18 protein-coding genes and 1 riboswitch are annotated in these 21,056 nt (G+C 71.3%); of the genes, 8 read left to right on the top strand and 10 right to left on the bottom strand.

The features are described from left to right. Positions 1-16: 16 nt before the first annotated feature. Entirely contained in the window at positions 17-1,564 is a 1,548-nt protein-coding gene (locus HEB94_RS45000) for an amidase (protein WP_337918422.1), read from the bottom strand. Positions 1,565-1,741: 177 nt separating this feature from the next. Here HEB94_RS45000 and HEB94_RS44995 point away from each other — a divergent pair, with 177 nt between their 5' ends. The 3 genes from HEB94_RS44995 (at position 1,742) to HEB94_RS44985 (ending at position 4,562) form a co-directional block, all read left to right on the top strand. Then, positions 1,742-2,065 carry a DUF3263 domain-containing protein gene (locus HEB94_RS44995; RefSeq protein WP_192755500.1) on the top strand — a complete coding sequence of 108 codons (324 nt, stop codon included), beginning with the start codon at positions 1,742-1,744 and terminating at the stop codon, positions 2,063-2,065. Next, complete coding sequence (gene otsB / locus HEB94_RS44990; protein ID WP_337918421.1) at positions 2,062-2,907, top strand: trehalose-phosphatase; 846 nt, start codon at positions 2,062-2,064, stop codon at positions 2,905-2,907. The genes HEB94_RS44995 and otsB overlap by 4 nt, the downstream gene beginning before the upstream one ends. A 101-nt stretch (positions 2,908-3,008) precedes the next feature. Next, entirely contained in the window at positions 3,009-4,562 is a 1,554-nt protein-coding gene (locus HEB94_RS44985; protein ID WP_192755499.1) for a hypothetical protein, read from the top strand. Between the two features lie 30 nt (positions 4,563-4,592). On the opposite strand, the gene HEB94_RS54015 is transcribed toward HEB94_RS44985, so the two are convergent. From HEB94_RS54015 to HEB94_RS44940, 9 genes are all read right to left on the bottom strand, one after another. Next, positions 4,593-6,104 (bottom strand): P-loop NTPase, encoded by a 1,512-nt coding sequence (locus tag HEB94_RS54015; RefSeq protein ID WP_192755498.1) that lies wholly within the window; start codon positions 6,102-6,104, stop codon positions 4,593-4,595. Then, positions 6,101-7,336, bottom strand: a complete 1,236-nt coding sequence (locus HEB94_RS44975) for a glycosyltransferase family 4 protein (RefSeq protein WP_192755497.1) — start codon at positions 7,334-7,336, stop codon at positions 6,101-6,103. The genes HEB94_RS54015 and HEB94_RS44975 overlap by 4 nt, the downstream gene beginning before the upstream one ends. Then, positions 7,324-8,280: a glycosyltransferase gene (locus HEB94_RS44970; RefSeq protein ID WP_192755496.1), complete on the bottom strand. Its 957-nt coding sequence runs from the start codon at positions 8,278-8,280 to the stop codon at positions 7,324-7,326. Before HEB94_RS44970 ends, HEB94_RS44975 begins: the two co-directional genes overlap by 13 nt. Continuing rightward, on the bottom strand, positions 8,238-9,626 hold the full coding sequence (locus HEB94_RS44965) for an O-antigen ligase family protein (RefSeq protein ID WP_192755495.1): 1,389 nt from the start codon (positions 9,624-9,626) through the stop codon (positions 8,238-8,240). The genes HEB94_RS44970 and HEB94_RS44965 overlap by 43 nt, the downstream gene beginning before the upstream one ends. Next, complete coding sequence (locus HEB94_RS44960) at positions 9,626-11,647, bottom strand: glycosyltransferase (protein WP_192755494.1); 2,022 nt, start codon at positions 11,645-11,647, stop codon at positions 9,626-9,628. Before HEB94_RS44960 ends, HEB94_RS44965 begins: the two co-directional genes overlap by 1 nt. After that, entirely contained in the window at positions 11,644-12,474 is an 831-nt protein-coding gene (locus HEB94_RS44955) for a methyltransferase domain-containing protein (RefSeq protein ID WP_192755493.1), read from the bottom strand. The genes HEB94_RS44960 and HEB94_RS44955 overlap by 4 nt, the downstream gene beginning before the upstream one ends. Next, positions 12,471-14,099 (bottom strand): oligosaccharide flippase family protein, encoded by a 1,629-nt coding sequence (locus HEB94_RS44950; protein ID WP_337918420.1) that lies wholly within the window; start codon positions 14,097-14,099, stop codon positions 12,471-12,473. Before HEB94_RS44950 ends, HEB94_RS44955 begins: the two co-directional genes overlap by 4 nt. Further along, entirely contained in the window at positions 14,080-15,312 is a 1,233-nt protein-coding gene (locus tag HEB94_RS44945) for a sugar transferase (protein WP_192755492.1), read from the bottom strand. The genes HEB94_RS44950 and HEB94_RS44945 overlap by 20 nt, the downstream gene beginning before the upstream one ends. Before the next feature lie 410 nt (positions 15,313-15,722). Continuing rightward, positions 15,723-17,186 (bottom strand): alpha,alpha-trehalose-phosphate synthase (UDP-forming), encoded by a 1,464-nt coding sequence (locus HEB94_RS44940; RefSeq protein ID WP_238361790.1) that lies wholly within the window; start codon positions 17,184-17,186, stop codon positions 15,723-15,725. Between the two features lie 247 nt (positions 17,187-17,433). On the opposite strand from HEB94_RS44940, the gene HEB94_RS44935 reads away from it, so the two are divergent. From HEB94_RS44935 to HEB94_RS44915, 5 genes are all read left to right on the top strand, one after another. Next, positions 17,434-18,069, top strand: coding sequence for a hypothetical protein (locus HEB94_RS44935; RefSeq protein ID WP_192755491.1), 636 nt, complete (start codon positions 17,434-17,436; stop codon positions 18,067-18,069). A gap of 106 nt (positions 18,070-18,175) precedes the next feature. After that, positions 18,176-18,370 (top strand): helix-turn-helix domain-containing protein, encoded by a 195-nt coding sequence (locus HEB94_RS44930; RefSeq protein ID WP_192755490.1) that lies wholly within the window; start codon positions 18,176-18,178, stop codon positions 18,368-18,370. Between the two features lie 3 nt (positions 18,371-18,373). Then, on the top strand, positions 18,374-18,643 hold the full coding sequence (locus HEB94_RS44925; RefSeq protein WP_192755489.1) for a hypothetical protein: 270 nt from the start codon (positions 18,374-18,376) through the stop codon (positions 18,641-18,643). Positions 18,644-18,706: 63 nt separating this feature from the next. Next, the gene (locus HEB94_RS44920) at positions 18,707-19,141 is read left to right on the top strand and encodes a hypothetical protein (RefSeq protein ID WP_192755488.1); all 435 of its coding nucleotides are present in this window, start codon (positions 18,707-18,709) and stop codon (positions 19,139-19,141) included. Between the two features lie 110 nt (positions 19,142-19,251). After that, positions 19,252-20,628, top strand: coding sequence for a serine hydrolase (locus tag HEB94_RS44915; protein ID WP_192755487.1), 1,377 nt, complete (start codon positions 19,252-19,254; stop codon positions 20,626-20,628). A gap of 249 nt (positions 20,629-20,877) precedes the next feature. After that, a riboswitch (SAM riboswitch) is annotated at positions 20,878-21,052 on the top strand. The last annotated feature ends 4 nt before the right edge of the window (positions 21,053-21,056 follow it).

Here is a 21,056-nt window from a genome sequence, read left to right as displayed (position 1 = left end):
GCTCCGCTCCTGGTGGTCAGCCGGTCCTGGCGGGGCGGTACGCCGGCTGCCCCGACCAGGCGAGCGACTGCTCGAACGCGTAGGCCAGCCGGATCAGGGTCGGCTCGCTCCACGCCGTACCCACGAACGCCAGACCGACCGGGAGCCCGTCCGCGGCCCCGCACGGCACGGTCAGCGCCGGGTAGCCCGCGATGGCGGGCGGCGTCGAGCAGCTCCCTGCCGGCCGGTCGCCGTTGACCAGGTCGATCTTCCACGCGGGCGGGTAGGCCGGCATCACCAGCGCGTCCAGGTCGTGGGAACTCAGCGCGGCGTCGATCCCGTGGGTCCGGCCGAGCCGCCGGCAGGAAGCGAGGGCCGCGACGTAGGCGGGGTCCTCCAAGCCGTTGGTGGCGAGGGCCTGCTCGAAGCGGTCCTGCCCGAAGTGGGTGAGCTCGCGGTCGGCGTTCGCCTCGTTGAACGCGATCAGTTCGGCCATTGTGCGGGGTACGCCGGGACCGCGGGTCGCGAGGTAGGCCTCGAGGCCGACCTTGAACTCCGTGAACAGCACCGTCATCTCGGCGTCGCTCTCGCGGAGTTCGTCGATGCTCGGCAGGTCGGCCGGGTCGACTATGGTCGCGCCTCGCGCGGCGAGCAGGCGCACCGCCTCCTCCGCGAGCGCGTCGGCGTGCGCGCTGTAACCCCAGAGCCCGGCACGGGGAACCCCGATCCGGGCGCCACGCAGCCCGTCGGGGCGGCAGAACGCGGTGTAGTCGGTGTGTGCCGCCCGGGTGGACCGGAGGGTGGCGGGGTCCGCGGCGTCGGTGCCGGCGAGAACGCCGAGCAGGAGCGCTGCGTCCCACACGGTGCGGGCGATCGGCCCCGGCGTGTCCTGGCTGTGGGAGACCGGCACCACACCGGTGCGGGGGATCAGTCCGACGGTCGGTTTGATGCCGACCACGCCACACAGGGCGGCCGGACACACGATGGAGCCGTCGGTCTCGGTACCAATCGCGAGGGGCGCGAGCCCCGCCGCGACCGCCGCACCGGACCCCGACGACGACCCGCCGGCCGAACGGTCGAGCGCGTGCGGGTTGAGGCAGAGCCCGCCGGTGGCGCTCCATCCCGACGACGAGTCCGCCGAACGGAAGTTGGCCCACTCCGAGAGGTTCGCCTTGCCGAGGATGACGGCGCCCGCGGCCCGCAGCGCGCTCACCAGCGGCGCGTCACCGGGAGGCGGCACGTCCGCCAGGGCCAGGGAGCCGGCGGTGGTGTGGAGCGGGCCGGCGGTGTCGATGTTGTCCTTCACCAGGACGGGTACGCCGTGCAGCGGACCGCGGACGCGTCCGGCCGCCCGCTCGGCGTCCAGCCGGGCCGCCGTGTCCACCGCGTCCGGGTCTGTCTCGAGCACCGAGCGGATGGTCGGGCCGTCGTGGTCGACCTCCTCGATCCGGCGCAGCAGGTCGGCCGCCAGGTCGGCCGCCGAGGTCTCGCCGGTGCCGAAACGGTGGAGGAGTTCGCGGACGTCCAGGCGGGCCGCGTCGGCGGTGGCCGGGGACGGGTCGGCGGAGGATCGGTCGGCGTGCACCGGCCCATGGTGCACCGGGCGGCGGCGGCATGCGTACCGGATCAAGAAAACGAAAGGATCACAGAAAGGGCCAGCGGGGCAAATGACATCCCTGTTCTTCGGTCGTACGATGGCACTCGTTGTTGATCGCCGGGGGGTTGATCGTCGTGGAGGGAACGCCTGCGTATGGACGCTGCGATGGATCCAGCTCCTCACACCGGAACGAGCACATCCAACGGCTCGGCCCCAGAAGACGCGCCCGGCAGTAGCAGCAACCTTTCTGAGCGTGACCAGCAGATCATCACGTTCGAACGCCAGTGGTGGAAGTACGCCGGCGCCAAAGAGCAGGCCATCCGTGACCAGTTCGGCATGTCGGCGACGCGTTACTACCAGGTACTCAACGCGCTGATCGACCGGCCCGACGCCCTCGCCTTCGACCCGTTGCTCGTCAAACGACTCCGCCGGCTGCGTTCCAGTCGCCAGCGTGCCCGGGCCGCCCGTCGGCTCGGTGTCGAGGTGTGAGCGCCACCCCGTCGCTTCCCACCCCGCGTACCGACGCGGGGATCGCCGGCCTTGCCGCTCTCCTCGAGCAGCCTGAGCGGGCGATGCTGGCCTTCGACTTCGACGGCGTGCTCTCCCCGATCGTCGACGACCCGGAGCGGGCCTTCGCGCATCCGGCCGTGGTGCCGGTGCTGGCCCGGCTCGCCCCACGCTTCCAGGCGCTGGCGATCGTGACCGGTCGCCCGGCCGAGGTCGTCGTCCGGTTGGGTGGCTTCGCCGACGTCTCCGCCCTTGCCGGCCTGCTCGTCGTCGGCCACTACGGCGAGGAACGCTGGGACGCGCGGACCGGCGAGATCACCGCGCCACCGGTGGCGGAGGGGGTCGAGTCCGTACGCCGCGCGCTGCCGCGGCTGCTCCAGGAGTGGGGAGCGCCATCGGGCACCCGGATCGAGGACAAGGGGCGCGCCGTCGCCGTCCACGTACGCCAGACCGCCGACCCGGCCGCGGCCGCGGAGTTGCTCAACGACCGGCTCACGGCACTCGCCCACGACCACGACCTCGTCGCGCAGCCAGGCCGGATGGTGCTGGAGCTCAAGCCCGCCGGCATGGACAAGGGCGCGGCCCTTCGTTCCCTGGTCGCCGAGGTCGGCCCGCGCGGTGTCGCCTACACCGGCGACGACCTGGGTGACCTTCCGGCCTACGACGCGGTCGAGGAGTTGCGCGGCGAAGGCCTGGCCGGCCTGCTGGTGTGCTCGGGGTCGACCGAGGTGACGGCGCTCGCCGAACGCGCCGACCTGGTACTCGACGGCCCGCCCGGAGTGGTCGCCTTCCTCGAGGCGCTCGCCGCCCGCCTCGACGCCTGACACGGCCCCCGCATTCCCGCGCTGATGCACCGCGCCGGTTCGTTGTCTGAACAACTGGTAACAGAGTGAGATTTAGGTGCTACGAAAAGTAGTGTTGCGTCGTGGCGCGACGCTCTGCCCGACCAGGTTCGTCCGCCCCGTGGGAACTGTGCGGGGTGCTCGCCGCCACCTCCCTGCTCGCGGGTCTGTTGTGCGCGTGGTCCGTGCTCACCCCGGCCTACCGGCCGCCTGACGAAGCCCAACACCTCTCGACGGCGCTGCGCCTCGCGACGGGCGGCGGCTATCCGCCGCACGGACAGGCTCTGATGGATCCCGCGGTGCTGGCGTCGTACCGCTGGGTCGGCTACACCGGCCCGCGCGTCCAGCTGACGCCGCGACCGCCCGCACTCGCCGAGCCCCCTTCGATGGCGTCGTTGCGGGCACCCGGACTGCCTCGGCCGGCCACCAGTGTCGACCAGATGACCCAGCATCCGCCTGGCTACTACGCGCTCCTCGCGGCGGCCATCACCGGCCTGGGTCTGGACGGTGCGTCGCCCCAGGCCATGATCCTCGTCCTGCGGCTGCTCAGTGCCGCGCTCCTCCTGCCGGTGCCGCTGCTGTGCTTCCTCGCGGCTCGCCGGCTCGGACTCCCTCCACAGGTGGGCGTCGTGGCGGCGTTCCTGCCCGCGGCCTGGGTGCAGTTCACCCACATCGGTGCCTCGATCAACAACGGCACCCTGACGGTGCTCGCGAGCAGCCTCGCGGTGGTCCTGCTGCTGCCGATCGCTCAGGGCGACGTCCGGGCGCGCCGTGCGCTCGCGGCCGGCGGCGCGGTGACGCTGGCCCTGCTCACCAAGGGCTTCGGGTTGGCGTTGCTGCCCACCGTCGCCGTGGCGTACGTCGGTGCGGTCCGGGCCGTCGGTGTGCGGAGGGCGCTGCCGTCGGCCGTGATGGCGGCTGCCGCGATCCTTCCCGGTACCAGTTGGTGGCTCTTCAACATCGTTCGGTACGGCCAGTTGCAGCCCTCACGTCCGCCCGGGACGGCATGGTCGAAGGGGCTGGCCGACCTGGCCGGCTGGGCCGGCACGTTCCTGGACTTCCTGGCGTGGACGATGTGGGGAGCGCTCGGTTCGCAGGAGGGTCGGCCCCCTCGGCTGCTCTACATCGCCACGACCGTCCTGCTCGTCGTCCTGCTCGGGGTGGGGTCGTGGATCCTGCGACGGCAGCCGGTGGAGGTGATCCTGCTGCACTCCGTGTGGCTCGGCCCGCTGGCCATCATCACCTACGGGAGCGTGCGCGAGTTCCTCATCACCGGGGCGGTGCGCGGCGCCCAGGGCCGCTATCTCCAGGTGGCGGTGGTGTCGATGGCGGTCCTCGCCCTGGCACCGTTGGTCCGCACCCGGTTGGCGCTGATCCTCGGTCCGGTGGTGGCCACCCTGGTCGGAGCCGGCGGGCTCGTCTTCGGGTTGTGGCTGTTCTGGGGGACGTCGGCCGGTGCGGGACGCTTCGAGTCACTCACCAGTTGGTGGCCGGGCGCGACCGTGGTCGTGGGCCTGGCGGCGGTGACGATCGCCGGCGCGGCCGTGCTAGGAGCCGTCGCGCTCGTGCGACTTCTCCCGGCACGGCCGCCGGCCGCGTCGACGGAACCGGCCGCGCCGCGAGCCCGCGCCCTGTGAGGGCACCCGCGGCGGCGGCCGATCCACGAGTCAGCGGCGGATGGTGAGGGTGGGGTCGTCCAGGCCGGCCGTTGCTGTGCCACGACCGGGGTCGGCCTCGGCGTATGCGTGCTTCGGAGCCCCCACCGGAGCCGCGGCGGCCGCAGGAGTTCCCAGCGATGCCATGGTGTACGACAGGTCGTCGACGCGACGTACCCGGCGGCCGGCGTCGATCGCGTCGACGACGACGACTCCGGCGATCGGCAGGTCGAGCCGGCGCAGGACCTGCACGGCGCGGCGGGCGTCAGCGGCCCCGGTGGTGCCGGCGCGGACCACCAGGATGGCCGCGTCGCACTCCTCCGACAGCGCGGCCACATCGGCGCCGGCCAGCACCGGAGGCCCGTTGACGACGAGGATGTCGCTGTGGTTCCGGGTCGCCGCGAGCAGGCCGCGAAACGCCGGGCTGCGGAACAACGATCGGCTGATCTCGGGCTCGGCCGCGTCGGCGGGCACTGTGCGCAGCGGTCCGGGGGAGGACAGCAGCGGCTCCGGGTCGGGCAGCAACTCCTGCAGCTTGTGTTCCGACCGGCCCGGGAAGTGGTCGCCGAGGGTGGGGTTGCGCAGGTCGCCCTCGATGAGGGTGACCCGGTAGTACTGCTCGGCGAGGGCGAGGGACAACAGCGCGGACACGAACGTCTTGCCGTCGTCCTGGTGCGCGCTGGTGATGAGGATCCGCCGGTCGGGGGTGTCGGTGAAGGGTGCGAGCGCAGCGACCGCGGCGCGGACCGAGGCGGCGACCTGCCTGCGGCGCAGCGCCGGCATCGCACCGTCCCGCCGGTGGCGGCGCCGCACCTGGGGCAGGGTGGCGAGGATCCCGACCTGGAGTTCACTCTCGATCTGGTCGGTCGAGCGCAGGGTGTCGTCGAGAGTGTTGCGCAGGGAGAGGAAACCGATGCCCGCGAACAGTCCGAGCAGGCCACCGAGCAGCAGGTTCAGCAGCGGCTTCGGGGTGGTCGGTACGTCCGGGGGCGTCGCGCGGTCGAGTGGCTGTGCGTAGAGCGTCCCGCGTCGGCCGAGCAGTTCGCCGGAGGCCACCTGTTGACGCAGGACGATCGAGGCGGCGTTCGCTATCGCCGCGGCCTTGTGCGCGGTCGGTGCGTCCGTGGTCAGGTTCATGATCTGGACGCCGGGCTCGTAGTCGGCCCGGATATGGCCGACGACCTCGCTGGCTCGTAACCCGGCCTGGACCGAGGTGGCCTGGCCGATCCGGGCGGACTCGGCAAGCCGGGCCACGGTCCGGACGGTTGCCTGGGACAGGGCGGGGTCGTAGCTCGTCTCCGGCGCGTCGTCGTTCTGGTCGCCGCGGCTGGGGCTGTCGTCCTCGGCCGGCTGGTCCTGGGTGTACGCCATCACCATGAGGGAGGCGCGCGCCTCGTACGACGGGGTGATCTGAGCCGTGACCGCCCATGCCGCGCCGACTCCGGCGCACAGGGACAACGCGATGATCCCGACCGGTCGCCGGACGGTGCGCACGGCCGCGCGCACGTTGAGGGGTGTGCTCACTGCGATTGTCCTTCCTCGTCTCGCATCCGGCCAGTCGCCGGTGCGGTGGCACCCATCGGTTCGCTCTCCGGCGAGATCGGGTCCTCGGGGCCGGGATGACCTGTGTCGATCAGCGACTGCCAGATCTCACACATCCGGTCGGCGATGCGGACCCAGCTGAACTGTTGGGCACGTTCGTATCCCGCCCTACCCAGCTTTCGCGCCAACCCGGCGTCGTCGCGGATCTGGGCGAGGCGGTCGGTGAGCGCGGCGGCGTCGCCCGCAGGAAAGACCAGCCCCGCGGCGCCCATGACGTAAGGGATCTCGCCGACATCGCTGCCGACGACCGGGACACCGCACGCCATCGCCTCGACCAGAACCCGGCCGAACTGCTCGCGCAGCGGGACCGCGATCCAGGGCGCGACGTTGCGCTGGATGACCTCGACGGAGGGAAGAGCCAGCACGTCGGTGCGGGCGAGGAGTCCGGGCAGGTCGTCGTGGCTCACCCAGGGGTGGAGTTCGACCCGGCCGGGCCGGGCCGCGACCTCACGTTCGACGTCGGCGGTCATGCTGCCCGCGCCGATGAACAGCAGGTCGCAGTCGAGTCGCCGCCCCGCCTGGAGCAGGTCGCCGATGCCCTTGTGGGGTTCGAGTCGGCCGACGAAGCCGACGGTGAACGGTCGGGGCGTGGGCCGTTCCCGCGGTTGGAAGAGCTGGGTGTCGACCCCGAGCGGGACGAGCCTGGTGTGGGCGCGAAAACCCTTCGTACGAAGGACGTCGTGTGCCGTCGGCGTGATCGGGAAGGCGCAGGTCACCTGCCGGTAGGCGCGTTGTTCCAGGAGTGGGAAGGGGAACGGGAAGCGGGTCACGACATTCTGCGCGGCGTACAGCGTCACCGGCACGTGGGGCCAGCGGCGCCGGCGCATCCTGAGCACCTGGTAGGTGGACAGGTACGCCGCCTCACCGACGATGTGGATGACATCCGGCCTGGTCGAGTCGAGGAGCCGGACGCTGCCCGGCCGGAACACCGCCGAGGCCATGTGTCCGGTGGCTCCTTCGCTCAGCACCGTGGGGGCGAGATGGAAGTGCACGCGTGGGTTGCGTTCGCTGAGCTGGCCGATCTCCTTGCGGGTGAGGGCCGAGACGTTCGCGGCGAAGACGGTGAGTTCGACATCGGGTCGCTCGCCCAGCTTCCGGAACAGGTCGACCCAGTGCTCGGTACGGTTTCCGACCGCGGTGACTAGGACGTGCATGGGTTCTGCCTCTCGATAGTGCGGGGGTCGGCCGCGAGAGCGATCCGCGCCACCTGCCGCCACGCTCGGGCGCGGGCCAGGTCCTCGTCCCGGCGGCGCGGCGTCCGGAGGAGGGCGAGCGCGATACCGACGAACGCGCGGAACAGGACGGCCGCGCGTACCACGGGAAAGCTGCGTCGGCGGTGCAGGACGAAGAAACGCAGCATGCTCTGGTAGAGGTGTGGCCAGGTCACCAGCGGGTTGGAGCTACTGCTCGCACCACCGACATGGACCGCCCGGGCGGTCGGGTCGTAGAGGACCCGGGCTCCGTCGCGCCACGCCCGCAGGCACAGGTCCTCGTCCTCGTAGTACATGAAGTAGCCGGTGTCGAGGCCGCCGAGCCGGGTGAGGAGGGAGGTGCGGATGGCCATGCACGCGCCGGAGAGCCAGTCGACGCTCTGCGGTGCGCGTGGCGCGCTGGGGCCGCTGGCCCGGCAGGCGTCGTAGGCGTCTTTGCGACGCTGCCCGGACAGCATCCGGCGCAGGCCGACCGGGAGCAGGTGGCCGCCGAACCTGCTGGCGATCACGCTCCGCCATGACTCGAACGGATGGATGCTGAACTGCGGGCTTCCGTCCGGGGCGGTGAGGTGCGGTCCGACGATGCCGACGCTCGCGTTGCCGCGCACGACCGAGACCAGTGCCTTCGCGGCGCCCTCCTGTAGCACGCAGTCCGGGTTGACCAGAAGCACCACGTCGGTGCTCACCTGCGCCAAGGCCTGGTTGACAGCTGCCGCGAAGCCGACGTTGTGCGCGTTCTCGGTCAGGCGTACGTCCGCGAAGCGCTGCGCCACGAGACGGGCGGTGCCGTCTGCCGAGGCGTTGTCGACGACATGGACGGCGACACCCGAACGACGCAGCGCGTTCAGGCACGCGGTGATGTGGTCGGCCGAGTTGTAGGTGACCACGATGGCAGTGGCACCCAGTCCGGTGGCCTGGCGGTCTCTGTCCGCGGATTCGACGAGCATGGTGGAACCTCCTTCGCGGGTGTGGTGTTCCGGTTGGCGCCCACCTGCGTCACGAGCAGGATCAGCGCGGGCATCAGGCCAAGGTCCCAGTGCCCGTCGGTCGGACCGGCGAACGTCGCGGCGATCACGAAGCCACAGGTGAGTGCGGTCATGGCGGTCGAGTGGTCGCGCCGGGCCCGCAGCCCAGCGATGACCGCCACGACCAGCGGCCAGGCCAACGCGAGTATGCCGACCAGACCCAGGTTGGCCAGGATCCCGACCCAGAAGACGTGGTAGACCGGACCGACGTCGGTGACCTGGAACGTCGGCAGATAGACGTCCGGCGTGGTCTGGCCGAGCCCCTGGCCCGCGAACGGGCTGTCGAAGAAGACCGAAAGACCAACGGAGGCTTCGGGGCCGCGGTATCCGGGAGAGGACGCGAGCTTCTCGGTGAGGAACGTCGACTGGCGTTGGATGTCGGTGCTGAACGCCGCGCTGCCGAGGATCACCAGCGCGCTGATCCCGAGGGCCGTCACCACACCGCGCCGCAGCCGCGCCGATCCGCGCAGCAGGATGATCGCGAGCACCACCGCGGAGGCGAGCCAGACGGCGCGGTATCCCGCGAGCATGATGTCGATGACCAGCACCACGACCGCGGCGACGATGGCGGCCCGCATCCATGTGCCGACGGTGCTCACGATGACCAGCAACGTCGGCAGGATCATCGCCGAGAACAGACTCACGTGACCGCCCAACCCGGGCAACGCCGCGGTCGCGAGTCCCACCGTCCCGAGGATGAAGACCGTTCCGGCGAGCCGGAGCCGCCGCACGGTGCCGAGGCTGTAGGTGGCCAGGAAGAAGTACCCGGGAATGACCGCCAGCTGGTACGTCGCGACGACCACCTCGTACGGCTCGTTCCCCCGCGCGAGGCCGTAGCAGGCGCCGGCCACGATGACCGCCGCCAGCACCAGCATCGGAATGTCGGCGACCGTCTTGAAGCGACGCTCGCTGTCCGGCGAGAGCAGCCGGCGGACGAGGATCGCGAGCGCGCCGGTGAGGACGATGCCCGCGTGGATGATCACGATCACGGCGAGGTTGTGGCCCGCGAGCGCGCCGGCCGCGAGGTAACCGCCGAGGATCCCGGCGGGAAGCACCGACCAGGGCCAGACGAGGAAGGTCAGGAAGGAGATAACGGCGCCCACGAGCAACGGCGGCAGCAGGCCCGACCCGACCTGCAGGATGACGACGGCGAGCGTGCCCAGGGCCGCACTCGCGAGCGCGCCCAGGCCCCAGAGGCTGACCTTCATCAGACATCCTCCAGCGTGGCCAGCAGGGCCCGCACCTGTCGCCCACGCGCCGACCAGCTGTTCTCCTTGGCCGCCTGCCGCCGGGCGGCGACGGCCGTCGGTGACGTGGCCGAGGCGAGCGCCTTCTCGATGCCCTCCTCGAACTCCTCGGCGTTCGCCGCGAGGTGGAGGAGACCCTCCATCGCGGTCAGGGCAGGGAGTGCCGTCGCGACCACGGGTTTGCCCGCCGCGAGGTACTCGTAGAGCTTCTTCGGGTGGACGTAGTCGATGAGGCCACCGAGGCGGTACGGGATGAGGCACACGTCGCAGGCCCGGATGATGGCGGGCACCTCCTCGAAGGGGACCGGGCCGGTCAGGTGCACGTTGGGTAGTCCGGCCAGGGGTGCCCGGCCGGCGGGGGTGGCCGGCCCGACCAGGTGGAACGTCCAGCGCGGATGCCTGCGCGCCACCGTCGCGACGAGCCTGGCGTCGAAGGCGCGGGTGTCGATCGCGCCCGTGTAACACAGGTGCGGGCCGGACTGCCGGGCGATCGCGGTGTTCACCTCGCCGACGGGTGTGAAGAGGTCCGGGTCGCACGCGTTCGGTACGACGACCGGCTCGCGCCGGGCCTTGGGCAGTCGGTCAGGGAGCGCGGGTGAGGAGGCCAGGACCAGATCGGCCGCCGCCACCGCCTCCTGGAGCCCACGGCGTAGGTGCGCGCGGTTCCACCGCCGCGTGAAGGTCCAGTCCAGATCGACCGCGTCGTAGACCACGGCCGTCTCCTCGAGCCTTCCCGCGATGCTGGCGGCCAGATCGTCGTCGAGCCAGAGCAGCCGCCGGGCCGGGGCCTGGTCCAGCCATCGACACAACGCTGCCGCGGCGACGCTGCGGTTGACCCGGTTGACCGGCGGCAGGTGCCGGCCGAACGGCAGCGGGGACGGGGCGTTCGCCCGCCACACCGACGGTGCCACCCGATCGACCGTGAGGCGCCAAGCCGGCCTGTGCGTCGGCGGGTCGACGAACAGCACGCGGTAGTCACCGGCGAGTTCCTGGGCAAGGGCGTGTTGACGATGCGAACCGGACGACCAGCGCACGCCGCTGAGCATCACCACCCAGGTTCGGGAGTCACCGTCGGGAAGCGGTCCGACGTCTCCCCGGACGGCCGCGATCGCCTCGGGGAGCGTGAGCTCGTGCCGGCCCCGCAGGACCCGGCGGCCGAGCCGGTCGAGCAGGGCGAGGGACTGGAAGAGCGCCACGCGGTGTCCGGGCTGGGTCAGCCGCAGGTAGCGGACGAGTCCGCCGAGATGGTGTTGGCTCCGGGCCCGCCGGCCCAACAGCTTGGTGGAGGCGCCCATGGTGTGGACGAGCACGGCGTCCGGCGTCATCCACAACTGGCGACCCTTCGCGGCGAGCGCGCGCGCGAGCAGGACGTCGTTGAAGTAGATCGGCAGCCGCTCGTCGAGCACGACGTCCGGGTCGAGGTCCCGGCGACGAAGCAGCAGGCAACTGGCGGAGGGCTGCTCGACCGGCCGGGCACGGGAGAAGTCCGCACCGCGCATGAGGTAGGAGTTCAGGGCCTGCCGGAAGCCCGGCAGCCAGCGCAGCGCCGTCGCCGCCGCGAGTGCGCTGGGAAAGGACGGAAGCCTCATGTAGTGCTGCTGGATCGTCCCGTCCGGGTTCAGGTAGAGCGGCGCGACCCCGGCGGCGTCGGGATGGTCGTGCAGGAAGCGCGCCAGCACGCTCAGGGCACCGGGCCGGAACTGGATGTCGCTGTTGAGCAGCAGGACGTACGCACCGCCCGCCCGGGCGTAGGCCTGGTTGACCGCGGCCGCGAAGCCGGTGTTGACCTCGTTGCGGACGAGGTGCACCCTGGGCCAGTCCGCCAGCATCTCCGCCGAGCCGTCCCGCGAGCCGTTGTCGACCGCGATCACCTCATACGACAGGTCGTCGTCCACGGACCGCGGGAGCGACTCCAGGCAGGCCCGGGTTTCGGCGAGCGTGTTCCAGCTCACCAGCAGGATGGAGACCTCCGGCTGGATCATCTGTCCCCCTCACAGACCCGGGCGAGCAGCCGGAGGTGGTCACCGAGCTGCCGGTGTCGCGTCAGTGGGGTGCCGCACGAGCGCACGTCCTCGACGAACGCGCGGACGCCGGCCGGCCGCACGCGGGTGGGCAGCCGCGAGTAGTACCGGGCGAGAACGGTGTCGCAGCGGCGTACGACGAATCCCGCGGCCTCGACCAGCCGGGGCAGCGACCGAGGCGAGAAGTGCCACCGGTGGTGCTCGGGTTGCAGGCCCGGCCAGGCCGTACCCTCCCGCCTGGCGCCGGCCGACTCGATGTTCGGAACCTCCAGGGCGAGCCATCCGCCGGGAATGAGGGCACGGTGGGCCGCCTCCAGAAAGTCCCGCGGGTCGTCGACGTGCTCGAGGACGTGGAACGCGCAGACCGCGCCGACCGGCGTGGCCGGTGTCTTGCTCTCGAAGGTGCCGAGCCGGACGGGCATGTGCAGCTGCTCGCGGGCGAACTTGACGCACTCGGGGGAGAGCTCGACACCCTCGGCCGCGATGCCGGCTTCGCGCGCGGCCTCGACGAAGAAGCCGCCCGCGCATCCCGCCTCGAGCAGGTTCACCGGCTCGGTCACCGAGAGCAGCCAGCGAAGTCTCTTGCGGGCCTCGTGGCGCCACTGCTCGGCCCGGGCGAAGTAGTTCGTGTAGGAGCTCCCGTCGAACAGGTCCGTCCGGGTCCGATCCAGGCCGGCGCTCCAGGTGAAGCCGCAGACGGCGCAGGATCGCAACGCGCCGTCGAAGACCGGCTGGTCGCTGGTCTGTCCGCACAGCAGGCAGGGCGCGTGCTCGAGTTGTGTGGTCACCTACTACTCCGTTCCAGCCGGCTGGTCGGTTCCAGGGGGCTTTCTGGTCTGCGCGGTCCCGCGGCGGGTGCCACGGGTCGGCGATCGGCCGGTGCGGCGAGAGCGGCTCGCAGCCGGGCCAGGTCATGGGTGTCGAAGTACCGGAGAGCGACGAGGACGGCGGTGGTGAGGACCAGCGCCATCCCGCTTCGGCTGGCGACCGCGAGGAACGCGTCGCCGCGGCCGGTGCCGTCCGGTAGGAGGGGTACGGCCGCGCTGGTGAGGCCGACCGCGACCGCCGCCGCGAGAGTCGGCGGGAACAGCGCCCGGGTGAGTGGGCGGAAAGACCGTCCCGACCGCCGGTGGAAGTGGACGAAGAAGTATCCGCTCGCCACCGAGGCCGCGATCGTGGTCGACAGCGGTGCTCCCCAGGCGCCCAGGAGGTGGAGCAGGGGAAGAGTCAGGACGATGTTGAGGGCCGCCGCCACCAGGGCGTAGCGGGTCTCCCGTCCGGGCGCGCCCTCCGCGCGGGTCACGACCGAGGCGGCGCCGACCGTCACGTTGATCGCGTAGCCGACACCGAGGACGACCACGGTCGTGCTCGCGAGAGGTAGCGGCTGGCCGAGCCAGAGCCGGATGAGCGGGTCCGCGCTGACGACCAGGACGGCCACGCCGAGGGCCGCGAACGCCGCGAGATACCTCGTCATCGTCACGTAGAGCCGGTCGAGACGGCGGGGGTCGCCCGCCGCCGCGCTCGCCGCCGCCGGGAACACGGCGGTCATCAGGAACGACGGGGGTAGCCGGAGCAGGTTGGCGAGCTTGCTGCCAGGCTCGAACCCCGCCACCGCGGTCGGGCCGATCACCGCCCCGAGCATGAGCCGGTCGGTGTCGTTGTTGACGGCCGCGGCGGCGTTGCTGACCTGGACCGGCAGCCCGTACCGCAGTGCCACCCGCAGGTCCGAACGCCGGATCCGCACGATGCTCGGCGTGAGCTCCCGGGTGAGGAGGGAGGCCATCGCGACGATGGCGATCGCGCGGCACGCGTTGACCGCCGTCGTCGCGGCGGCCAGCGCCACCAGGCCACCGCCGGACAGGAGGACGAGAATCGTGAGGCCCGCGGTCAGCACGGCCGCGGCGATCTCGACCATCGACAGGAGCAGGTAGCGCTGCGTACCCTCCAGCACCGCCCGCCAGGGGACGGTGCCGGTGGCCACCCAGAACCCCACCAGCAGCAGCAGCGTGGCGTCCCTGGCCGGCCCGCTCATACTGCCGAGGTTCAGTAGGGCGGCGATCCACGGCCAGCACAGCCAACAGCCGGCCAGGGCGAGGGTGCCCAGGCTGGCACCCCAGATCACCCCGACACCGAGGACGGCCCGGGCCTGTCGGTGCCGACCTGAGCCGACGGCCCGCGCCACCTCGCGGATCTGCGCGGACCCCAGGCCCAGGTCCGCGTAGGCCACCCAGGCGATGAGCCCGCTGAGCAGCGCCCACACGCCGAAGGCCGGCGCGCCGAGCCGGTCGTAGAGGATCGGCAGGGTGAGGAAGGCGGCCAGCAGCGAGGTCAGCCGGGCGACGAGAAGGCCCGCGCTGTTGCGGGCCACGCGTGCCGGCGTAGCGATGGTGGAGCTACCCACGCGGGAAGCCACGCAGAAGCTCCCGAAAGGTCAGTCCGAGCAGTTTGAGGTCGAGACGCAGTGAGCGGCAGGCGACGTAGAGCAGGTCGCAGCGAAGCTTGTCCTCGACGCCGGCGCCGTAGCCGCCGGTCAGCTGGGCGATGCCGGTCAGGCCCGGCCGGATGAGGTGCCGCAGGTCGTAGTGCGGGATGGAGTCGAAGGTACGGATGAGCTCCGGGCGTTCGGGCCGTGGTCCGACCAGGCTCATGTCACCGCGCAGGATGTTCCACAGCTGCGGGAGCTCGTCGATCCGCAGCCGGCGGAGCAGGTGTCCGAGCGGGGTCAGCCGGGGGTCGCCCGGCGTCGCGAGGACCGGGCCGGTGTCGTGCTCGGCGTACTTCCGCATCGTGCGGAACTTCACCAGCCGGAAGCGCCGACCACCCAGGCCGACCCGCTCCTGGAAGTACAGCGGGGACCCGTCGACACAGATCGCCGCCGCCACCACCAGCATGAGCGGGAGCAGGAGCGGGGCGAGCAGCAACGTCAGGGCGAGATCGATGCCCCGCTTGACCGAGGCCGCCCACAGATCCTGTCCGGGCCAGCGGAGCTGGAGCCAGGGCACGCCGCCGAACCGGTGCAGCGACGTCGAGCCCAACAGCCCGTAGGCCGGGCGCGCCAGCACCCAGACCTGGACCCGACGAGCGATGCACGACGTCAGCAGCCAGTAGTCGACCTCGTCCAGCGAGGACTTGAGGAGCAGCATCTTCGGCCGCCAGCGCGCGAGCACCTCCCGGAGGCTCGCGAGGTCCGGTGGTGCGCACAGCCGGGCGACGATGTCGAGTTCCTCTTCCAGCCGGTCGGTGCCGGCGGAGTGCTCCGGGCCCTCGATGACCACGGCGCGCGGACGCCGGGTGAACCGCCGGGAGGTCCAGCTCAGCGGCGGCGATGTCGCCGTGCCGAGAAACTCGGTCCCGAGCCGGTGCGGGCCGAATTGATCCGGAGCGAGTTGATCCGGAGCGAGCAGATCCTTTTCGGGAGCAGTCTCTCCGAGTGGATCGCTATCCAGCTCGTCAAGATCGCTTTCCAGCCCGTCACGATCGACGGGCTGGGCGTCCAGGACGTCGGAGCCGGATGAGTCGCGATGGTGGTGCGGTTGTACGGAACCGGCCTTGTCGCCGCCGTGAGCCGCCTTGGTGTTGTTGCTGATCGCGCTGGCGACCGGTGCGGGCTCCTGATCGTCAATCAACCCTTGCCTGCGGAGGAAGGCACCATTTCTTTGCGTGTGCCCCAAGGCCCGCATTCCGCCCCCTTCGTGACGTGCGTTCCAGATCGCTGCCATCTCCGCTACGGAATGCTAGTGACGTAAATCGGGCAGTCATCACAAGTTGCCGAACTTGGCTGATTTGTGATTGTCAGCGCATGTCTATTCGATGGTTCATTCGAGCGCGTGGAATTCGATGCGCGACACGACGAATAAGGGAATTCTCATCGAGCGGTGAGTTTGCGATTCCGGTCGTCAGTTCTCTCGAAGAGAGAATGGCGGAATCGGTGACGCGGTGGCGCGGTGGCGCTCTCCACGGGAGGCGACGAGGCAGACGCGTCGTCACCGGGTCCCAGATCGGCGCCGAGGCTTCCCGCCCCGTGCCTGGGCGGGACCTACGCCCGGGCGGCGGCCGCCAGTGCGTCGAGTTGGTCGGTGAGCCACCGCTTCGGCGGGCAGGCACTCGCCGTCGCCGCCAGCCGGGCCGACCGGGTCCGGCGTTCGTCGTCGTCCATGGTCAGTGCCGTGTGCATCGCGTCGGCCGTGGCCTCGATGTCGAACGGGTTGACGAGCAGTGCCGCGTCACCGAGTTCGACGGCCGCGCCCGCCTCGCGGGACAACACCACCGCGCAGCCGTCGTCGGAGAGCACCGGGATCTCCTTCGCGACGAGGTTCATCCCGTCGCGGACGGGGTTGACGATCGCGACGTCGGCCATGCGGTAGGCGGCCAGTGAGCGCGCGTAGTCGTCGTCGACGGCGAGCACCAGGGGATCCCAGTCGGGGCTGCCGAACTCCTCGACGATCTCCTCGGCGACCCGTTGCACGGCGGCGGCGTACTCGCGGTACTCGGGTATGTCGTGCCGGCTGGGATAGGCGAGCGCCACGTGCACCACCCGGCCCCGCCACTGCGGCCGGTGACGCAGGAGTTCGCGGTAGGCGATGAGTCCCCGCACGATGTTCTTGCTCAGCTCGGCCCGGTCGACCCGCACCAGCAGTCGACGGTCGCCAACGAGGTCGCGCAGACCGGCCATCCTCGCCCACACGTCCGGCTGGTCGGCCCGGGCGCGCAGGTTGTCGGCGTCGATGCCGAGTGGATGGACGCCGACGAAGGTGCGGTGTCCCGCGTAGTCCACCGTCCCGCGGTCGCGGTCGACGACCGCGCCGAGAATGCCCTCGCAGCAGGTGAGGAACGCCTGCGCCCACCGTGGAGCGAGGAACCCGGTGTTGTTGGCGGCGAGCAGGCCCTCGAGCAGGTCGACGGCGACGTCGTCGGGGAGCAGCCGGAAGTAGTCGGCAGGCGCCCAGGGCGTGTGGGAGAAGTGGCTGATGGCGAGGTCGGGCCGGCGTTCCCGAAGGAGTCGGGGCGCGAGGCTCAGGTGGTAGTCCTGGATCATGACGCGCGCGCCCGGGTCGGCGCTGTGCGCGAGTGCCTCCGCGAACGCCAGGTTGTACTCGACGTAGGACTCCCACTCGTGGCGGAACCTCGCGTCGAAGATCGGGGTGTTGGCGGTGTCGAAGAGCAGGTGGTGGAGGAACCACAGCGTGGAGTTGGCGATGCCGTTGTAGGCGCGGGCGAAAGTCAGTGGCTCGATGTCGAGCAGCCGCACCGGAATGGTGCCGGTGTCGAACCCGCCGGCGTCGAGTCGGCCATCAGGCGTCGAACGCGCGGCGAGGCGGTCGGCGTCCGACAGGGCCGCGGCGACCCAGAGCGCGTTCTCCTGGCGTGGGATCGCGGCGAGGGCGGAGGACAGGCCACCCGCGCCTCCGACGCAGTGCAGGGCGCCGGTGTCGTCGTACCGGAACGACACGGGCCCCCGGTTGGAGGCGAGCAGCACGCTCATCTTCTGGTCGCTCGCCATGTTTTAGAGCCTACGGCCTCGTTCGTCCCGTCCGGACGGCTCGGGGGACCGTGATCGCGAGCGCATAGCGCCAGTCTTCCACCACGGTCGGTCCTCGAAGCTGGCATTGCGTGGGCGTGAGCTTCCCGCCGACATTCGTTCGACCGGACGGGGATATGCCACTCGGTGTGGGTAGGAGCCGGGTCGGACCGCGGTCCCGCGGGTGCGGTGCCGGAGACGGGTCGTCGCGTGACGGGGGCAGTGTCGGGTGCGCAGGGGCGGTGCGGGCGAGGTCCTGCGGAGGAGGTCGCCGTGGCGGGCACCGGCCCGGACCGCCCTCGCCGCCGGTCGGGGGTACCTCCGGCGTTCGCGCCCGTACCGGATCCTCGGCCTGGTGCTGTTCCTCGCCTTCGCGGTCGCCGCGGAGCAGTGGCTGGAGACGCGCGCGAGTGGTCCGTCGATGCGGAAGATGACCATCGTCGCGGCCGGCGAGTCCGGAGAGTACGCCGGCGCGACCTGGCGGCTGACCAGGCTGGGACCGGGGTCGGCGCGGCGCACGGTCCCGCTCCCCGACGATGCCGTCGTGGTCTACGCCGGCCTCACCGTCACGCCACACGACGCGGCGGCGAGCGACCGTATCGAGGCCTGCGTCCTGCGGGCGGTGGACGGCCGGGGACGCGCCTGGGGTCCGGCGTCCGTGCTGATCGCCGCCTCTGGTCGTGGGGCGGACTCGGCGACCGGCTGCTACCGGCCGACGGACGGGTACGAGCGGGAACCCATCCCGGCCGGGCGCAGCCAGCGGATCCTCACCGCGTTCCTCGTACCGAAGGACGTGCTGCCCGATCTCGCCGTCCGGGTGCTGGTGCGGGGCGCGGCGCCCACGTACCTCCAGTTCGAGCTCTGAGGGACGACTCCCCGGCCCGACCGCGTCCTGGTCCCCACCCGGCTCGACGCTCCGGCATGTAAAGGTCACTTGACATGGGCCCAGGGTGTAAAGCAACCTTGACTTCGTGCGGAACGACGTACGCGAACTCCGGGTCGCCAAAGGGCTGTCCCAGAGCGAACTCGGCAAGGTTCTCGACGTGTCGAGGCAGACCGTGAACGCGATCGAGACGGGGCGTTACAGCCCGTCACTCCCGCTGGCGATCAGGCTCGCCAGATTCTTCGGTCGCCAGGTCGAGGAGGTTTTCCATGTCGATGAGTAGTCGATGAGTAACAGCCATGAGACGAGCGACGGCCACGACACGAACGGGTCCGGCCGACGTGTCGCCGGTGGGCGCGGGGGCTCGATGTCGAGCCTGGCCACGCTGATGGTCGTCGGTGCCGTGCTGGCCACTGTGTCGTACGCGAAGGGGAACGGGCTGGCGGGCGTCATCTCGGCAGGGATCATCGTGGCGTTCGTCGCCGTCGTGCTGCTCGCCTCGCGGTCCGGCTCGCGCCCGAACGCCTCCGGCACCAGCCAAGGCGGAGCCAGGTAGAGCCAGCCAGCGCCAGGTAAAGCACCGACAGAGCCAGCCAAAGCCAGCCAGAGGAGGTCTTCCATGTCGACGAACGAGAGCGGTGGCCGGACCAGTTCGAGCCGCCGAGCCGAGGGAGGACGCAGGGTCTCCAGGCCCGCCCTGGTCGTGGCGCTGCTCGTCGGCGCCGTACTGGCCGTCATCTCCTTCGCGAACGGCGAGATCGTCGCCGGCATCATCTCGGCCGCGATCATGCTGGCGTTCGCCGCGTTCCTGTTGATCGCCTCCCGCTTCAGCGACACGATCGCCCTGCTCGGCGACGACGTCCACGAGGAGCGGCACGTCCACCTGCACCAGCGGGCCGCCCTCTACTCCATCAACATCGTCGCCGGCGTGGTCGTCGTCGCCGCCATCGTCGACATGGCACGAGGCGGCTCGGGATCGCCGTGGGTCTACATCGCCGCCCTGATGGCCGTGACGTACGCCGGGTGTCTGCTCGTCCTCAGCCGCCGCGGCTGACGCGCCGTTCCCGCCGCGTCCGTAGCGGGGCAGCGTCCACGACGTAGGTCATCGGGGACGGGACGGCGGCTGCCCGGGCGCCTGCCCGCGGCCTGACCCGGCGTCCGGAAGTGACGCGTCGCCACGCCGCGCCCGAGGTGCTCGGCATCTTCCTTCACCACACACTCACGAGGGATTTCGTCATGCTGCCCGGATTGTTGTCCCTACGCCGGCTCGCGGTCCTGGTCCTCGGACCGGCCCTGCTCGGCCTCGGCGGGGTCGCCGGTGGCCCGCCGCTGGCGCCGAGCTCCACCCCGCCGGCCAGCGCCTCACCACTGGTGCTGACCGGCCCCGCCGGCCCCGCCGGCCCCGCCGGCCCCGCCGCCCCGTCCGCCACCGCCGCGACGCCGACGTCGGACGTCCCGACCGGATCGGCGGACCGGTTGGAGCGGCTCGCCGACCTGGTGGTCGACGCGGGTGCGCCGGGCGTGGTCCTCGCCCGACGGGACGGCGAGCACACCACCCGGATCGCCCGCGGAGTCGCCGACCTGCGCACCGACCGGGCCGCCCGGCCGGACGACCGGTACCGCATCGGCAGCAACACCAAGACGATGACCGCGGTCGTCGTCCTGCAACTGGTCGCGGAGGGCCGGCTCGGCCTGGACGACAAGGTGGCCCGGTGGCTGCCGGATCTCGGCCTCGACCCGGCGCTCACGGTCCGGCACCTGCTCCAGCAGACCAGCGGTCTCCGGACCGACACGATGGTCTTCACCCCGCCGCGCACCTACGAGAACCTCCGCTTTCGCTACTTCGGCTCCGGCGAACTGGTCCGGCTGGCCCTGACCAATCCCGAGCCCCGGCCGGCGCCCGGCACGGCGTTCGAGTACTCCAACACCAACTACGTGCTCGCCGGCATGGTGATCGAGAAGGTCACCCACCGTCCGGCGGCGGTCGAGCTGGCCCGCCGGATCTTCCGCCCGCTCGGCATGACCGACACGTCCTTCCCCGTGGCGAGTCCGTTTGTGACCGGCAGGCACCTGCGGGGATACCTGCCGCTGACGGAGGGTGAGGAGCCGTACGACACGACGACGTACAGCATGAGCTGGCTCCGGACCGCCGGGGCGGTCATCTCGACCACCCGGGACGAGACGACGTTCCTGCGCGCGCTGTTCACCGGGCGGCTGCTGCCGACGTCGCTGCTCACGCAAATGATGGACGCCGACACCTTCGGCTACGGGCTCGGTCTCTTCCCGGTCGAGGTCCCGTGCGTGCCCGGCGGTGTGGTGTGGGGCCACAACGGGGCGGTGTTCGGCTACGACAGCGCGACGTTCAGTACCCCGGACGGCAGCCGGCAGGCGAGCATCGGCGCCAACACCTGGTTGCTGGACGCCTCCGGCGAGCTCAGCCCGTTGACAGCCCAGGTCGCCGCGGCGGCGCTGTGTGACGACGTACCCGACCCGGCGACGCTGCGTTCGCCCCAGCTGGCCCGGCCGTCGGCCGCGTCGTAGGTCACGTCCAGCCGGTGTCCAGTCAGCTCCTGGCCGGCGTCGTGGCCGGCCTGAACGCGGGGCGGCACCGGCGGTGGCGGACCGGCTCCGCCATACTCGGGGCGGGAGTCCTCCGCGATTCCCGCCCCGAGTGTCCTGGATACGGACGCTCGTCTCGTATCCTGAGCACGCCCGACATTCACCGAGACGCGTCGGTTAGGCTCACCCGAGCGGTGGACCGACGCCGTCGATTTTCACAACTGAACAAGGAACTCATCCAGAGGGGCAGAGGGACCGGCCCGACGAAGCCCCGGCAACCGGCCGACCGCCGACATGCGCGTCTCGCGTCTTCGCAGGCCCACGGCGGACACGGTGCCAACTCCGGCCCGCGACACCAGTAGTCAGGACGACCTCCTGGCGAGGTGGAGCGCGGGAAAGATGAGGAGGAG

This window comes from Actinopolymorpha pittospori (assembly GCF_014873875.1).
Lineage (GTDB): Bacteria > Actinomycetota > Actinomycetes > Propionibacteriales > Actinopolymorphaceae > Actinopolymorpha > Actinopolymorpha pittospori.
Note: the sequence above shows the minus strand (reverse complement) of the source record. Positions and strands in the feature narration are given on the sequence as shown.

Excerpts from the sequence above, each read along its gene's own strand:
- HEB94_RS44925 (WP_192755489.1), top strand. The coding sequence starts at position 18,374 with ATGAGTAACAGCCATGAGACGAGCGACGGCCACGACACGAACGGGTCC.
- HEB94_RS44940 (WP_238361790.1), bottom strand. The coding sequence starts at position 17,186 with ATGGCGAGCGACCAGAAGATGAGCGTGCTGCTCGCCTCCAACCGGGGG.
- HEB94_RS44965 (WP_192755495.1), bottom strand. The coding sequence starts at position 9,626 with ATGAAGGTCAGCCTCTGGGGCCTGGGCGCGCTCGCGAGTGCGGCCCTG.
- HEB94_RS44960 (WP_192755494.1), bottom strand. The coding sequence starts at position 11,647 with ATGATCCAGCCGGAGGTCTCCATCCTGCTGGTGAGCTGGAACACGCTC.
- HEB94_RS44975 (WP_192755497.1), bottom strand. The coding sequence starts at position 7,336 with ATGCACGTCCTAGTCACCGCGGTCGGAAACCGTACCGAGCACTGGGTC.
- HEB94_RS44995 (WP_192755500.1), top strand. The coding sequence starts at position 1,742 with ATGGATCCAGCTCCTCACACCGGAACGAGCACATCCAACGGCTCGGCC.
- HEB94_RS44920 (WP_192755488.1), top strand. The coding sequence starts at position 18,707 with ATGTCGACGAACGAGAGCGGTGGCCGGACCAGTTCGAGCCGCCGAGCC.